Origin of the sequence: Pseudomonas sp. FSL W5-0203 (genome assembly GCF_001896155.1) — a bacterium.
Taxonomy (GTDB): Bacteria; Pseudomonadota; Gammaproteobacteria; order Pseudomonadales; family Pseudomonadaceae; genus Aquipseudomonas; species Aquipseudomonas paracarnis.
The window spans coordinates 71,491-85,022 of sequence record NZ_MPOR01000025.1 but is presented as its reverse complement, the minus strand read 5'-3'; the positions used below and the strand labels follow the sequence as shown (position 1 = coordinate 85,022).

At 53.6% G+C, this 13,532-nt stretch carries 13 protein-coding genes and 1 pseudogene; 6 read left to right on the top strand and 8 right to left on the bottom strand.

The window, feature by feature from the left end:
• Positions 1-55: 55 nt before the first annotated feature.
• The 3 genes from BOP96_RS20480 to BOP96_RS20475 all read right to left on the bottom strand — a co-directional run bounded on the left by BOP96_RS20480 (position 56) and on the right by BOP96_RS20475 (position 2,624).
• Positions 56-910 (bottom strand): nucleotide-binding protein, encoded by an 855-nt coding sequence (locus BOP96_RS20480; RefSeq protein ID WP_073453849.1) that lies wholly within the window; start codon positions 908-910, stop codon positions 56-58.
• 344 nt (positions 911-1,254) lie between these two features.
• On the bottom strand, positions 1,255-1,419 hold the full coding sequence (locus BOP96_RS30145) for a hypothetical protein (RefSeq protein WP_175563002.1): 165 nt from the start codon (positions 1,417-1,419) through the stop codon (positions 1,255-1,257).
• A complete protein-coding gene (locus tag BOP96_RS20475) occupies positions 1,416-2,624 on the bottom strand; it encodes a zincin-like metallopeptidase domain-containing protein (RefSeq protein WP_073453847.1) in 1,209 nt (402 codons plus the stop codon). Before BOP96_RS20475 ends, BOP96_RS30145 begins: the two co-directional genes overlap by 4 nt.
• A gap of 178 nt (positions 2,625-2,802) precedes the next feature.
• On the opposite strand from BOP96_RS20475, the gene BOP96_RS20470 reads away from it, so the two are divergent.
• Positions 2,803-3,390 (top strand): hypothetical protein, encoded by a 588-nt coding sequence (locus tag BOP96_RS20470; protein WP_238346858.1) that lies wholly within the window; start codon positions 2,803-2,805, stop codon positions 3,388-3,390.
• Positions 3,391-3,455: 65 nt separating this feature from the next.
• Positions 3,456-3,824, top strand: a complete 369-nt coding sequence (locus BOP96_RS20465; protein ID WP_073453843.1) for a histone-like nucleoid-structuring protein, MvaT/MvaU family — start codon at positions 3,456-3,458, stop codon at positions 3,822-3,824.
• A gap of 85 nt (positions 3,825-3,909) precedes the next feature.
• Here the strand turns inward: BOP96_RS20465 and BOP96_RS20460 are convergent, their stop codons facing one another.
• Positions 3,910-5,658 carry a recombinase family protein gene (locus tag BOP96_RS20460; RefSeq protein WP_073453841.1) on the bottom strand — a complete coding sequence of 583 codons (1,749 nt, stop codon included), beginning with the start codon at positions 5,656-5,658 and terminating at the stop codon, positions 3,910-3,912.
• A gap of 31 nt (positions 5,659-5,689) precedes the next feature.
• Here BOP96_RS20460 and BOP96_RS20455 point away from each other — a divergent pair.
• Positions 5,690-5,950 (top strand): annotated as a pseudogene (locus tag BOP96_RS20455) (phosphate-starvation-inducible PsiE family protein); the annotation flags it as partial.
• On the opposite strand, the gene BOP96_RS20450 reads toward BOP96_RS20455, so the two are convergent.
• The 3 genes from BOP96_RS20450 to BOP96_RS20440 all read right to left on the bottom strand — a co-directional run bounded on the left by BOP96_RS20450 (position 5,947) and on the right by BOP96_RS20440 (position 9,257).
• On the bottom strand, positions 5,947-6,264 hold the full coding sequence (locus tag BOP96_RS20450) for a DUF3509 domain-containing protein (protein ID WP_058409887.1): 318 nt from the start codon (positions 6,262-6,264) through the stop codon (positions 5,947-5,949). The pseudogene BOP96_RS20455 and the gene BOP96_RS20450 overlap by 4 nt on opposite strands.
• 265 nt (positions 6,265-6,529) lie before the next feature.
• A complete protein-coding gene (locus tag BOP96_RS20445) occupies positions 6,530-7,819 on the bottom strand; it encodes a serine/threonine transporter (RefSeq protein ID WP_014717054.1) in 1,290 nt (429 codons plus the stop codon).
• A gap of 61 nt (positions 7,820-7,880) precedes the next feature.
• On the bottom strand, positions 7,881-9,257 hold the full coding sequence (locus BOP96_RS20440) for an L-serine ammonia-lyase (RefSeq protein ID WP_019817648.1): 1,377 nt from the start codon (positions 9,255-9,257) through the stop codon (positions 7,881-7,883).
• A 137-nt stretch (positions 9,258-9,394) separates the two neighbouring features.
• On the opposite strand from BOP96_RS20440, the gene BOP96_RS20435 reads away from it, so the two are divergent.
• Positions 9,395-10,342, top strand: a complete 948-nt coding sequence (locus tag BOP96_RS20435) for a LysR substrate-binding domain-containing protein (RefSeq protein WP_014717056.1) — start codon at positions 9,395-9,397, stop codon at positions 10,340-10,342.
• 213 nt (positions 10,343-10,555) lie between these two features.
• The gene (locus BOP96_RS20430) at positions 10,556-10,966 is read left to right on the top strand and encodes an HPF/RaiA family ribosome-associated protein (RefSeq protein WP_003188815.1); all 411 of its coding nucleotides are present in this window, start codon (positions 10,556-10,558) and stop codon (positions 10,964-10,966) included.
• A 56-nt stretch (positions 10,967-11,022) separates the two neighbouring features.
• On the opposite strand, the gene BOP96_RS20425 is transcribed toward BOP96_RS20430, so the two are convergent.
• Positions 11,023-12,534, bottom strand: a complete 1,512-nt coding sequence (locus BOP96_RS20425) for an MFS transporter (RefSeq protein ID WP_073453837.1) — start codon at positions 12,532-12,534, stop codon at positions 11,023-11,025.
• 104 nt (positions 12,535-12,638) lie between these two features.
• Between BOP96_RS20425 and BOP96_RS20420 the strand changes: the two genes are divergently transcribed.
• Positions 12,639-13,511 (top strand): LysR family transcriptional regulator, encoded by an 873-nt coding sequence (locus BOP96_RS20420; RefSeq protein ID WP_019817650.1) that lies wholly within the window; start codon positions 12,639-12,641, stop codon positions 13,509-13,511.
• Positions 13,512-13,532: the final 21 nt, after the last annotated feature.

The following is a 13,532-nucleotide window of genomic DNA, read 5'->3' as shown; positions in this document are numbered from 1 at the left end:
GGTGATGGGAGAGGTCATGCAAAATTCCATGGCAATGCGGCATGATGCTCCGGCTTCAATTCAATAACCGTGTTGCACTCAGCTCCTGCAACCGCCCTGCTTTCGCAATATCACTTTCTGCGCTATTGGAACTGAAAATTGATTTGGCCTGTGCAAGCATATTTGGATAAATAGCGCGATAAACCATTGGTGCTAAAATAGGTGGATGAGTTTCCCCATACGCAAAATGGAAATCTGTCAGTGTCTCTTCGATGCGGTTGATACCCTTTGCACCCTTGTATTTCGATGATTCGAAGCTGATCAAACTGCGAATGATGGTGTCCAGGCACTTACCTTTCGACTCCATACCAGCTTTCAATTCTTTGACTACTCGACCTATGTAAGGTGCTGTTTTCAATTCTTGTGCATCTGCTTTGAAGGGGAAAATTGCAAGGTCGGATTTTTTCAAAATCTCAAGGAACTCCGGCTTTATCTCGTCTGTTGAAGTGTAAATATTTGCAGGAATGTCTACTAAGATGAAATTAAATTCGGTGTGAGTATTTTGTACGGTATCAATATTGAAGCTTGCGATAGCCGAACCATAAACCTTCAATTTAGCACTCATGGTTAAATTTTTAATTTTCTGGTTTAAATGTGGTATGTTTTTAAAGTTTTCATTATCAGTGTTTATTGTGATCAAGTCTGTGAGGGTTTGAATTGCTTTGTCTTTCATTTCTTGACGTTGGACATAGAAGTCATCAGCGGCTCTGATGGGATCAAGATCCACATACAGAATTGAAAAACCAAGTTGCAAAAGGTAGTCGGCAAGATTAAGTAGGAATGTAGTCTTCCCACTGCTTTTATGTGAGGCAGCAACGATGGTTTTAGTTTTTTTCTTTTCAATCTGGTCAAGCGTTATGGCTGTTTTCATTTAACTTTTCCTTTAGTTTTAGGTTGTTTTAAATATCGTAACATTTGGATTTATAGAAATAGGGGGTTATTAGGAATATTTTAGGAGTATTTTCCTAGTCCTTTATTAATAAGGTCGGGATTTCTTCTGAATGCTTTATGAATCTGTTCGGAACTTATTCGGAATTGGCTCCGAATGAATTCATAGGAGGGATCATAAACATCACTATTACTTAGCTCCAGCTAAGATTTTCGTGGCGTTAGACTGAAGGGATATCAAAACCTTTGATTTTCGAGTTTGTGGATATCAAAACGAATAAACAGGAATATCTTCCTGTTTATTTTCTAAGATCACAATTATTTTTCTTAGTAAATCCTTTCTGGCAGAATTTCTTTATACGGTTCATTAGTGGATTCCTCCACAAAGCATTCCTCCGTAAGCATTCCATGCTCGTAAAGCTCCATCAGCTCCACGTCTCCATCAATGAGATCTTCAAACGCTTGTTTTCTGTTTTTCTCGAAATTATTCATATTTTCAATGTCCTCTTCTTTTGTTGTTGTTCTTGGGGCGTAGGAGTCTCTACCACTGAATCTCTAGGGCTTATGGTCGGCGCCTTCACCTGTGGCGTTGAATCCGTCTCAACCCGCGATAGGCGCTGTTTGATGAAGTCAGAAACAGGCAGGGTAGGGTCTAGGTCGTACTTGGCTTTGAGGTCATTCTCAAGCTTGTAGATGATCTCGTTGGCGGTGCGGTCTGCGTCTGCGGCAGCTTTGAATACCTGGTCAGGTTTGTCCCTCAAGCCCTTGAGAGCCCAACCCACATCGTAGGTCTGGTGGTTCTTGAAAAAGGCATCGTCTAACTGTTCGCGCATGCCGTCCGTGAGGTTGAAGTTCAGGTGCTTAATCACGGCTTGCGCTGACAGATTGGCTACCAACTCTTCATAGGCCCTGTGTTCATCACTCTGAGCATATTTTGCGAGGCTTTCACGGTTCTTGCGGCTTGCTACGCCGTATGAGTGGCTGACTTCGTGGAGAAGCGTCGATAGCTCGTGGAGGTCGCTCTTGAAGTAGCCAGACGGGGCCATGTAGATGGTGTCTTCACTTGGTGAGAAGTAATTGCTGTGTTCAACTCCAGCATGCCTTTTGAGCGGTGTAGGCATCGTATCCATGACTGACTGAAGCACCGTCTGTACTTCGGCTGGTGTTGGGATCTTGGCGCGTTGCGCCATCTGCGCTTTTATCTTCTCGGGTAGCTCGCCTGTAAATTGCTGCAGGTTGAAGACAGGCGATAGCTTTGAAGCACGTCTATAGATGGCTTTGCCTTCCGCATTGTCCTGGTCATCGTTACCTCCAGCACCTGGCTTTTCGCCGTCCTTGATGAACCCGATCTGCATGCCGAAGTGGTGAACAACGAAGTCAGCCTTTTCCCCTTTGTTGGACAGGCCAGCCTCAAACCCTTGCTTCGCAGTGAGGTAGTAAGGCAGCTCAAAACCTTTCTCTTTCCCCAGCATGGACAGAAGCATGGAGTTTTCGAGGTTGTAGACTGTTCCTGACACGGGATTCAGGTATCGGATTTTGAAGCAAGGGGAGTTCCAAACCGGCACGTCTGGATTTTCAGACTTGAGCATTGCGTGGATGCTATCGACCTTCCCCGCTAGGAATCCCTCCAGCTTCTCTTTACTGTTGTCGATGTACTCCTTTTTTTCTTTGTATGATTTTCGTTTAGCTACTGCCATTTTATTTCTGGTTGTTATATGACTGATTTTACCATTTCATTTTTAGAAGGCATTCGCTACGCGAAATTAAGGCAGGGGCACTGTGTCTGACGAACCTGTTAGGCATTGAAGGGAAAAGCAATTTTTAAGCTATATCTGCCGGGTTTGGTAAGGCACTAAAATATTTCTAGGATCGATCTTGATTGATCCTAAAGACTGGAGCTATGGTTTTGTCTCAAACCAACATCGAGTGATTCAAATGAAAAGGATTTTGACTGCTGTAGCTCTTGCCATGTGCGTAGGCGTAGCTTCTACAAGCCATGCAGATGACCGATTCACCTTTGAAAAATACCCGGCGTCATCTGTCTCTTCCAAGCCACTAGCTAAAGTCGATTGGTCGAGTAACAAAGCCCTGGCAGGGCAGTGGCGTATCAAAGAGTCAATTGAAGCTGCTGTAGGCCAAAAACCTGACTTTGCAGGGCATTTTATTGTGGCTACCTACGGCTGTGGCACGGGATGCCAAGCAACCGTGTTTGTAGATGTGAATGATGGGAAGCTTTACAAAGCGCCTATGCAGTTCCCAAGCGAAGCCGACAGTCTTGCACCAGCAAACGGTGGTGCCGCACACAAAGCCACTAGCAATGCGATTTTCATGAGCGATTTGCGTTACTACAAAGCTGGTAGCCCGGACATGATGCAAAATGACGGGGTTGTGCTTTGGAATGAAAAGGCAAAGAAATTTGAAATTGTAGCCAAATCCAAGCCTTTTCTTGTGAAGATGGATTGACCAATTTTCAGATTTAAATGATTTCATGTATTATCAAATCACCATAAATATTTAAGGTCTACACAATGTCGAAGCTTGCAGAATTCCGTCAGCTTGAAAAACACCTGGCCGAACAAATGGCTCAACTGGAAGCACTGAAAGGTGACGCTGGTTTGGCTGAAGAGATCAAATTTGAAGAAAAGCTGCGCAACCTTCTTGGTCAGTACGGCAAAAGCCTGCGTGACGTGATCGCTATCCTCGATCCAGCTTCCCTTAACCGCAAAAGCGCAGCCCCGGCACCGATCAAAGCTACTCGCCGTGAACGTGTTGTTAAGGTTTACAAGAACCCGCACACGGGTGAAACCATCGAAACCAAGGGTGGCAACCACAAGCAGTTGAAAGAGTGGAAAAGCGAGTTTGGTGCTGACACCGTTGAGTCGTGGTTGAGCAAGTAACACCAGCTATCATGCCGCCGCAATGGCGGCATGTGCGTCACGTCTCATCCCTTTGGGGCTTTGCTTGGCTCAAAAAGCCACGTAGTTAAGCATCTGGTAATTTGAATTCTTCTGCAATGTTCCCGATCCCGTATTTTTCAAGCGCATTGATTTCATACATTGTGTTGTATGTACTGACCACTTCGCCGTCTATTGCAACCTTTGTATTTAGCGTTTTTGCGTCTTTGTTGTAATAGAAGAAAAATTTTATTCCATTGGATGCTAGGAAGTTAATGATTTGAAGGCGCCCGTGTTCCTTTTTGAATAGCTCGACGAATTCATCAACGGTTTTGACGTGAAGTGTTGTGTTTGTATCGATTGAATTTACGGTCAGTTCTTCAAGTTCTTCTTTAAGTCTCGATACTTCTTCTTCTGCACTCATCAGCATTTTAAGGATGGATGCGGGAATTGCTCCGTCCTTGATAGTCTCAACTGATTTTTCAAGGTTCTCCAAAGTCATTTTCTTTTTGGAAAGAAGAATCTCCTTTTCAATTTTTTCTTTGTTTTGAGTTTTTTTGTCCGTGTTGCCTTCCAAAAATCTAATGAAATGCTCGCCAACTCTCGCGTAGCTTTCCATGTCATCAGCCGTTTCTACTTTTGTTCCAAAATCGCCTTCGCTATAAAAAGTTGATTTTTTAAGGGCTTCAAACAGGGCGGGGCTTTTTGATAGCATGTTCCAAAAAAAGGATGAGGCAATAATGTGGAAAAGAACCGAAACGCCAAAATCATAACGAAAGCGGTTTTTGCATTTATTGTTCTGCTCAAAATTGCTTCTGCAACTCATGTAAAAATAACGTTTCGTTTGCGAGCCGAAATTATTCATAAAGAACATGGATTCGCCGCAAATCCCGCACATTGCGGTGTGGCGAAAGATGTTTGAATTGTCTTGGCTTGATCGGCCAGCGCGGCGGTTTACTTTTCGCCCTTGCATTGCTTGGCGAGCTTGTTCAAAAAGCTCAAAGCTTATAATTTGCGGGTAATAGTTTTCAATGTATTTGTCGAACTGCATTTTCCCGTCTTTTTTCACTTGGGAATACATATATCCAAGTGGGTATTTCTTTTCAAAAATGTCTTTAACTCGATTTTGAGTCCATTTTACTGACGATGTTTTGTTTATTTTTTTAATCGTTGCTGTAACACCTTGAAGCCTTAACGATTCAAAAATACGGTTAAGCTCTTCGGCTTGTTCAGGGTGTGGCTCAAACTTTTGTGTGAGTTCGTTGTACTGAATGCCAAAAGGAGGACGCTTTTTGTTGAAAGGTATTGATTTTTCAACCGCGTCTTTCTTGGCCTTTGCCCAAGCCGATAGGCGGCGAACGCTTTTGGTTTTTGATTCTTCGTGTGAACGTTTTGAAATCACAGACAAAAGAATATCTTGTGATAAATCGTCAATACCGTTTTTATCAGAGGCTTTTTCGTAGCGCTGATTGTCAATCGTGGTGACTAAAACGATCCCTTTTTCAAGAATTCCATTGACCAATTCTTTAGCTTGTAAAAGCCTCTGGCGACTCAAACGGTCAATAGATTCAACGAAAACAATATCGCCAGGGCGAATGCGTAGACTGTCGATTTGGTCAATCAGCTCTTTCAGCTTGCCGTGGGTGCGGTTCTTTCCGCTGTACGCTGACACCCCGTTTTCGTAGAAGAAATTCTCATCCGGGATCTGCACCTTGTATTGTTCTGCAAGCACTCGGATAGACTCTTTCTGGCGTGTTACAGAGTCCTTGTCCTCTGCGCCTTGACGCTTCGTGCTGTGCCTTATGTATGCGTAGGCTGCTGGGGATGGGCTTGTCATGATGGGTCATGCCGAATTGTTAGATTAAGACCTATTATACAAGACCAACCACATGCCGGTGCGCTTCCTGATCTACGTGGCGATTACCGCGCTCACGCGTTTGCTGATCTCCAACGTGTCTCATCACAACCCGCCGGATCTGGGCATCATCTACCTGTGCGGCGGGATTCTGCTGTTGGCGTTTGCGATCCTGGTGGTGCGCTACGCGTCGTCTGCCTTTCCTTCGGTTAAGGTCGAAAGCCCGCGTCGCAAGGGCGAGGCGAGCCTTGAGACCGAGAAAGGCGAGCTTTAAAGCCCCACGCTGAAGGGCAGGGTGCGGGCGGGCGGTCGCTGCAGGAGTTTGTGGCTGTCGCCGTCCGTCATCAGCTCCAGGATTTCTACAGCGCTATGGCCTTGTTCGATGGCGATGCCGAACTGGATGCTTTGCACCAGGCGCTTGAGGCGTTGCGGGTCGTTGCGTTGTTCGGCGCTGATCATGCGCTTGGCCACTACGCCAGTCTCGTCAGACAGGGTGAGCATGATGCTGCCGTCCAGCCGTTGAATGCTCAGGTTGACGCGGTATTGGGGGCTGAACGTGTCGGTGATGATCTGAAAAGGATTGTCCATGGTGCGTTACCGCCTGATAAGAACATGCAGTCATTGACGGCCGGTGTCGGGATTAGTTCGCATTGCCTGACCACTGGCCAAATTCCGTTTTCCTCAAAAGCTCTACAGCAAAGGCCGTGCCGTACAGCGATTTACCCGGCACAGAAATCCAAATGTGGGAGCGGGCTTGCCTGCGATTGCGGTGTATCAGCCAATCAATAGTTGGCTGAATGATCGCTATCGCGGGCAAGCCCGCTCCCACATTGGATGTATGTCGTGAGCTAATTCAGGGCATTACGGAAAAAACGATCGCAGACAGCGCAATCAGGCCGATGACCACCACAAATACATTCGATACCTGACCTGAATACTGGCGCAAAGATGGCACGCGGCGAATCGCGTACATCGGCATCAGGAACAGCAGGCACGCGATGATCGGTCCGCCCATGGTTTCGATCATGCCCAGGATGCTCGGGTTGAAGGTGGCCACGGCCCAGCACGTCAGCACCATGAACAACGCGGTGCAGCGTTCCAGCCATTTCGCCGACATCGAACGGTTGCGCCCGCGCAGGGATTTGACGATCAAGCCTTGGAAGCCTTCGCTGGCACCAATGTAGTGGCCCAGGAAGGATTTGGTGATCGCCACCAGCGCGATCAACGGTGCGGCGTAGGCAATCACCGGCGTCTGGAAGTGGTTGGCCAGGTACGACAGGATCGAGATGTTCTGCGCCTTGGCAGCGGCCAGGTCAGCCGGTGACAGCGCCAGCACGCAGCTGAAGCAGAAGAACATCACGGTCAGCACCATCATGCCGTGGGCGGTGGCCAGGATGCCGCTGCTTTTGCGCTCGGCCTGGGCGCCATAGACGCGTTTCTGGTCCACGGCAAAGGCGGAGATGATCGGCGAATGGTTGAACGAGAACACCATTACCGGGATCGCCAGCCACAACGTCTTGAAGAACAGCGGCAACGGCATGCCTTCGCTGGCCGAGGCGAAGAACGCGCCGTTCCAGTTGGGAATCAGGCTGAACGCCAGCAGCAGCAAGGCGGCCACGAAGGGGTACACCAGCACGCTCATGGCCTTGACGATCACGCCCTGGCCGCAACGCACGATGGCCATCAGGCCGAGGATCAGCACCAGCGACAGAATCGCCCGTGGCGGCGGCGCCATGTGCAATTGGTGCTCCATGAAACTGCCGAGGGTGTTGGTCAGCGCCACGCTGTACACCAGCAGGATCGGGAAGATCGCAAAGAAATACAGCAGGGTGATCAGCTTGCCGGCGCCGACACCAAAGTGTTCCTCGACCACTTCGGTGATGTCGCCGGATTTGCCCGACAGCACAAAGCGCGTCAGCCCACGGTGGGCGAAGAAGGTCATCGGAAATGCCAGCAGCGCCAGCACGATCAGCGGCCAGAAGCCGCCGACGCCGGCATTGATTGGCAGGAACAGGGTGCCCGCGCCGATGGCGGTGCCATAGAGGCCGAGCATCCAGGTGGTGTCGTGTTTGGTCCAGCCGGTGGTTACTGTGCTTTCTCTGACATCGGGATTTTCGGCAGCAGGTGTACGTACATCAGTCATCGGTATTGCCTCGTTATTATTTTTGCGCGGGCTCACGTTGGGGCAGGTAGCAGTGCTCCGATCAGCACTCCACCCAGCTGACCGCCAGGCCGCCCCGTGAAGTTTCTTTGTATTTGTCATGCATATCGGCGCCGGTATCGCGCATGGTGCGGATGACCCGGTCGAGGGAGATGAAGTGTTTGCCGTCGCCGCGCAGGGCCATCTGCGTGGCGTTGATCGCCTTGACCGCCGCAATGGCATTGCGCTCGATGCAGGGCACCTGTACCAGGCCACCGACCGGGTCGCAGGTCAGGCCGAGGTTGTGTTCCAGGCCGATTTCGGCGGCGTTTTCCAGTTGCTCCGGGGTGGCACCGAGGATATCGGCCAGGCCGGCAGCGGCCATGGCACAGGCCGAACCCACTTCGCCCTGGCAGCCGACTTCGGCGCCGGAGATGGAAGCGTTTTTCTTGCAGAGGATGCCGACGGCAGCGGCGGCCAGGAAGAAATTGACCACGTCGTCGTCAGACGCGTCGGCGTTGAATTTCATGTAGTAATGCAGCACTGCCGGGATAATTCCGGCCGCGCCATTGGTCGGGGCGGTGACCATGCGTCCGCCGGCGGCGTTTTCTTCGTTGACGGCGAGGGCGAACAGGTTGACCCATTCCATCGCCGACAAGGTCGAGGTGATCACGTTGGGCTTGCCGATTTCCAACAGGCTGCGGTGCAGCTTCGCGGCGCGACGGGGTACATCCAGGCCACCGGGCAGGATGCCTTCATCGCGCAGGCCCTGTTCCACGCACTCGCGCATCACCGACCAGATATGCAGCAGGCCGCTGCGGATTTCTTCGTCGCTGCGCCACGCCCGTTCGTTGGCCATCATCAGTTCGGATACCCGCAGGCCGTGCTTGTTGCACAAGGCCAACAGTTCTACGGCACTGGAAAAGTCGTAGGGCAATTGCACGTCGCTGGTCGGCGCAATGCCTGATGCAGCTTCGGCGGCTTCGATGATGAAACCACCGCCCACCGAGTAATAGGTTTGTTCGCTCAGCAGGCCGCTGTCGCCATAGGCGTGCAAGGACATGGCGTTGGGGTGGTACGGCAGGCTTTCGTCCAGCAGCAGCAAGTCGGTGTGCCAGTTGAAAGCAATTGCCTGAGAGCCCGCCAGCAGCAATTGGCCGGACTCGCGCAGTTGCTGGATACGCGCATTGATCGAGGTGGGGTCGACGCGGTCTGGCCATTCACCCATCAAGCCCATGACACAGGCGCGGTCGGTGGCATGGCCGACACCGGTAGCGGACAGCGAGCCATACAGGCGCACTTCGACGCGACGGGTTTGGCTGAGCACATGCTGGTCGGTCAGGGCTTGGGCGAACGTCGCGGCAGCGCGCATCGGGCCGACGGTGTGGGAACTGGATGGGCCGATGCCCACCTTGAATAGATCGAAAACACTGATAGCCATGCTAAAGCCTTACAAGCAATGGAGTAGAAATCGCTGCCATGTTTTGTAGAGCAGGCGGAATTGGCGCGATACTGAGCCTCTGGCTCGGCACTGACCAACGAATTATCCTAAGACACCCTTTAGCAGGACTAAACGCTATGACTCGCCCCCTCCACGGCCAGACCTATGTCTGGTTGCATGTGTTTTCCTGCGCCGCACGGCATCTGTCGTTCACCCGCTGCGCCGAAGAACTGCACATCACGCCCGGAGCGGTGAGCCAGCAAATTCGCCAACTGGAGGAGCGCCTGGGCTTTCGACTGTTTCATCGGCGTGCGCGAGGCGTTGAACTCAGCGCCGAGGGGCAGCGCCTGGCGGCCGTGGTGGGGGAGGCTTATGGCAGCATTGATGCCGAACTGCAGCGCCTGGACGCCGGGATGATCAGCGGCACCTTGCGCCTGCGTTCGATCCCCTCGTTTCTGGGCAAGTGGCTGACCCCGCGTCTGCCACGTTTTCAGCAGCGTTTTCCGGACATTCAACTGCGCATGGTCGCCGAAGACAGCAGCATCGCCCTGCATGAAGGCGACTTCGACCTGGCCATCGACCTGAACGACGGCAGCTACCCTGGGTTGTTATCCACAGCCCTGTTGGATGAACAGATATTCCCGGTGTGCGCCCCCAGCCTGTTGCGTGGCCGCCCGCCCTTGCATGGCCCGGCGGATCTGGCGCATTTCCCGCTGCTGCACGACATCACGGCCTGGCGTGGGAGTTATGAATATGCCGAGTGGGAGTTTTACCTCAATGCCATCGGCTACCACGGTGCCGACGTACGGCGCGGGCACACCTTCAACCGCAACCACTTGACCATCGAAGCCGCCATTGCCGGCATGGGCGTAGCGATTGCGCGGCGCACCTTGCTGAACGATGAGCTGGAGCGCGGCACCCTGATCGTGCCGTTCGGCCTGGCGGTGCCCAACCATAAACGCTATGTACTGCTGTATGCGCCGGGCGCGTTGAACCATCCGGGCGTGCGTGCGGTGCATGATTGGCTGGTGGAGGAAGCGGGGATTTTTCGCAGCTTGCACCCGTTGGGAGAGGAGCAATTGTGAGGAAAACAGGACGTAAGAAGTTGTAACTAACTCCCCATCCTACCAGCGTTTTTGCTCGTCGTCAGGGTTAATTTGTAATGTAGGATTTATCTTTGCAAAGGGGTTGAAATGTTTCAGCAGGTGCTCAATTGTGTAATCAAGAGGTCATGGTTTCACCACCCCGGTGTTGCAGTTTGTGACCTCTGGCGAGCTAGCTGAAATAAGGGAAGAACTATGCAAATCCAAGTCAATAGCGATAACCATATTGAAAGCAGCATCCGACTGGAGGAGTGGGTACGTACTACCATTGAGAGCACGCTCGAACGCTACGAAGAAGACCTGACCCGTGTAGAGGTCTACCTGCGAGACGAGAACGGCGACAAGCCCGGCCCTCACGATTTGAGTTGCCGTCTGGAAGCACGGCCAAAGGGCCATCAACCAGTTTCCGTGTGCCATAAAGCCGATACGCTGGAGCAAGCGATCGATGGCGCCGCAGTCAAGCTCGACCACGCACTGGAACATCTGTTTGGCAAACTGCAAGGCAAGCCGCGCGCTGCCGGTAAAAACCAGCCAATCAACAAAGTGAACGAAGACGCTTTGGAAGAGGAATTCCTGGAAAACGAAAACGCTGCCATTAACGGCTGATTGTTTTTTCATTCCCCCACTGAAAACGGGCCTGCACATGCAGGCCCGTTTTTCGTTCAGCGCTCACGCCGGAAGAAATGCCGGCTCAGCATCGCCAGCCCGCAGGCGCCCAACCCCGCAAACAACATGGCCCAGCCGGCGCCGCTGCGCAGCGCTGTTTGCGCATCCTGAACGGTCAGCCCCGGCGCAACCAGCTTGCCGGCGGCAATATGCTGGCTGAGTCTTGTCCACTCCAGTGTTGTGCTGTCAGGCAGCACGTGGGCCAGGTTGTGGCTGATCCCCAACAACAGCACCAGGCCCATCAGCGCGATATTGAGCGCGAGGGTGATCAGCCGTGCGCTGAAGTCGATGCCCGAGGCCATGCCTGCGCGGTCATTCGAGACGGAGCCGGTGGTGGTGTTGGTGGTCGGCGAATTGGTCAACGCCAGCCCGATACCGGCGATCACGCAACTGAGCAGCACCAGCGCGGTGCTGGGTTGTCCGGCGTAATTAACGGCGGCCATCCCCATGAACCCTGCGCCCATTGTCCCCAGGCCCAAGGGAATGATGCGTTCGGCGCCAAAGCGCAGGGCCAGGCGTTCGGCCAGCGGCGGCACCAGCAAAGTGGGCAAGGTATAGGCGAGCAGGGCGGCGCCGGTGGTCAGCGTGTCGTAACCCAGGCCTGCCTGGAAGTACAACGGCAGGTAAATCATGAACGGCCAGAAGCTGAAGTTCATGCCGATCGAGCCCATCAACGCGCCATTGAAGCGTTGGATGCGGAACACCGAGAAGTCGAACATCGGATGGGCGCTGCGCCGCTCAATCAAGATAAACAGCAGCAGCCCGAAGACCGCCAGGCCGGCCCAGCCGAGCATCGCCGGGGCGCCAAAGCCGATTTCGCTGCCCTGGGTGATGAAATAAACCAGCGCAAACACCGTGAGTGTCATGGTCAGCATGCCGGCGATGTCGAGGCGATGGTTGGCCGGGTCGCGGGATTCCTGCACGCTGATGTGCAACAACGCCAAGGTGAACAGGGTCAGCGGTACATGCACCAGGAACACCCAGCGCCAGTCCGCCACGGCCAGGATCAAGGCTCCCACCATCGGTCCGAAACCCAGGCCCACGCCAGCGATCACGCCCCATATCGCAAAGGCCCGCGCACGCGTTGCCGGTTCGCGGAACTGATGGGACAAGATCGCGAACTGGCAAATCATCATGGCCCCGGCCCCAATGCCCTGGACGAACCGCGCCGCGATCAGTGTCGGCGCATCGTTGGCCAAGCCACAGGCCAGTGAGGCCAGGGCGAATACCCACAGACACACCACCAGCACACGCCGACGACCGAAGCGATCCGCCAGGGTCCCCGCCGCCATCAGCACGCTGGTGCAGGCCAGGGTGTAGGCATTCATGATCCATTGGGCGTCTTGAAAGCCCGTGCCCAGTTCCTGTTCCAGCGTCGGCAGGATGACCGGCACGCTGGAGATTTCCAGGCCGAACATCAGGGCCACCAGGCAGACGGCGGTGAGGGCCAGGCCGTTCCTGGCGGTGCGCGAGGGAGTGAGGGCCGAGAGTGCGGCGGCGCGGGACATACGACATTCCTTTCGAAAGCGGGAGGGGCTATTCTCTCGGGAATCAGGTTCTTTATTGGCGATAACTTTTCCTTAGATAAGGGAATACAAGGCGACAATTAAGCATGGCTACCCCACGTTTTGATGGTGTCGAACTCTTTCTGCAGATTGTTGAAAGCGGCAACCTCACCGAAGCCGCCGAGCGCCTGAACCTCACGCGTTCAGCGGTGGGCAAGGGCCTGGCGCGTCTGGAAGCGCGTTTGGGCACTTGCCTGTTACAGCGTTCCACCCGGCGCCAGCGGTTGACTGAGGATGGCCAGGCGTACTACGAGCATTGCTTGCGCGCATTGGCAGAGCTGGAGGCCGCCGAGTCCGTGCTGGAAAGCGGCCGCCAGCAACCTCGGGGGCGTTTGAGAGTGAGCGTGCCCCTGGCGTTTGGTCATCACTATGCCGCGCCGGCGTTATGGGCTTTGCTGGATCGTTATCCGGAACTGGAAATCGACATTTGTTTTTCCGACCGCATGATCGACTTGGTGCAGGAAGGCTTCGATATGGCCGTGCGCATCGGCCCGTTGCCGGACACCGACCGCCTGAGTGCCCGCCGCTTGGGTCAGCAGGCCATGGGGCTGGCGGCGTCACCGGCGTATTTGCAGCGCAAGGGTGCTATTGGCAGTATCGAAGACCTGGCCGCTCATCGTGGCATTGCCTACCGCAGCAACACCGCGCAGCGCTCGCGCCTGGCTTCGCCCTTGATCGTGGACGACCTCCAGGCGGTAGCCGATGCCGCTATCGCGGGCGTAGGCCTGGCCTGGTTGCCGAGTTGGTTGATTGCCCACTATGCGCTGCGCGGGCAGTTGCAGGCCGTGCTGCCCAGCTACCGTGAGCAACCTGCGCCGATCCATGTGATCTGGCCGACGGCGGCGCATATGCCGGCCAAGACGCGGTGTGCCATTGACGCGTTGGTGGCCGCCACCCCGAGTTGCCTGGCGGGTAGCTAGCCCCATTCAATCCTAAACACA

Coding starts and splice junctions, on each gene's coding strand:
- BOP96_RS20435 (WP_014717056.1), top strand. CDS start 9,395: ATGACTCGCCCCCTCCACGGCCAGACCTATGTCTGGTTGCATGTGTTT.
- BOP96_RS20475 (WP_073453847.1), bottom strand. CDS start 2,624: ATGGCAGTAGCTAAACGAAAATCATACAAAGAAAAAAAGGAGTACATC.
- BOP96_RS20430 (WP_003188815.1), top strand. CDS start 10,556: ATGCAAATCCAAGTCAATAGCGATAACCATATTGAAAGCAGCATCCGA.
- BOP96_RS20465 (WP_073453843.1), top strand. CDS start 3,456: ATGTCGAAGCTTGCAGAATTCCGTCAGCTTGAAAAACACCTGGCCGAA.
- BOP96_RS20460 (WP_073453841.1), bottom strand. CDS start 5,658: ATGACAAGCCCATCCCCAGCAGCCTACGCATACATAAGGCACAGCACG.
- BOP96_RS20450 (WP_058409887.1), bottom strand. CDS start 6,264: ATGGACAATCCTTTTCAGATCATCACCGACACGTTCAGCCCCCAATAC.
- BOP96_RS30145 (WP_175563002.1), bottom strand. CDS start 1,419: ATGAATAATTTCGAGAAAAACAGAAAACAAGCGTTTGAAGATCTCATT.
- BOP96_RS20480 (WP_073453849.1), bottom strand. CDS start 910: ATGAAAACAGCCATAACGCTTGACCAGATTGAAAAGAAAAAAACTAAA.
- BOP96_RS20425 (WP_073453837.1), bottom strand. CDS start 12,534: ATGTCCCGCGCCGCCGCACTCTCGGCCCTCACTCCCTCGCGCACCGCC.
- BOP96_RS20440 (WP_019817648.1), bottom strand. CDS start 9,257: ATGGCTATCAGTGTTTTCGATCTATTCAAGGTGGGCATCGGCCCATCC.
- BOP96_RS20420 (WP_019817650.1), top strand. CDS start 12,639: ATGGCTACCCCACGTTTTGATGGTGTCGAACTCTTTCTGCAGATTGTT.
- BOP96_RS20445 (WP_014717054.1), bottom strand. CDS start 7,819: ATGACTGATGTACGTACACCTGCTGCCGAAAATCCCGATGTCAGAGAA.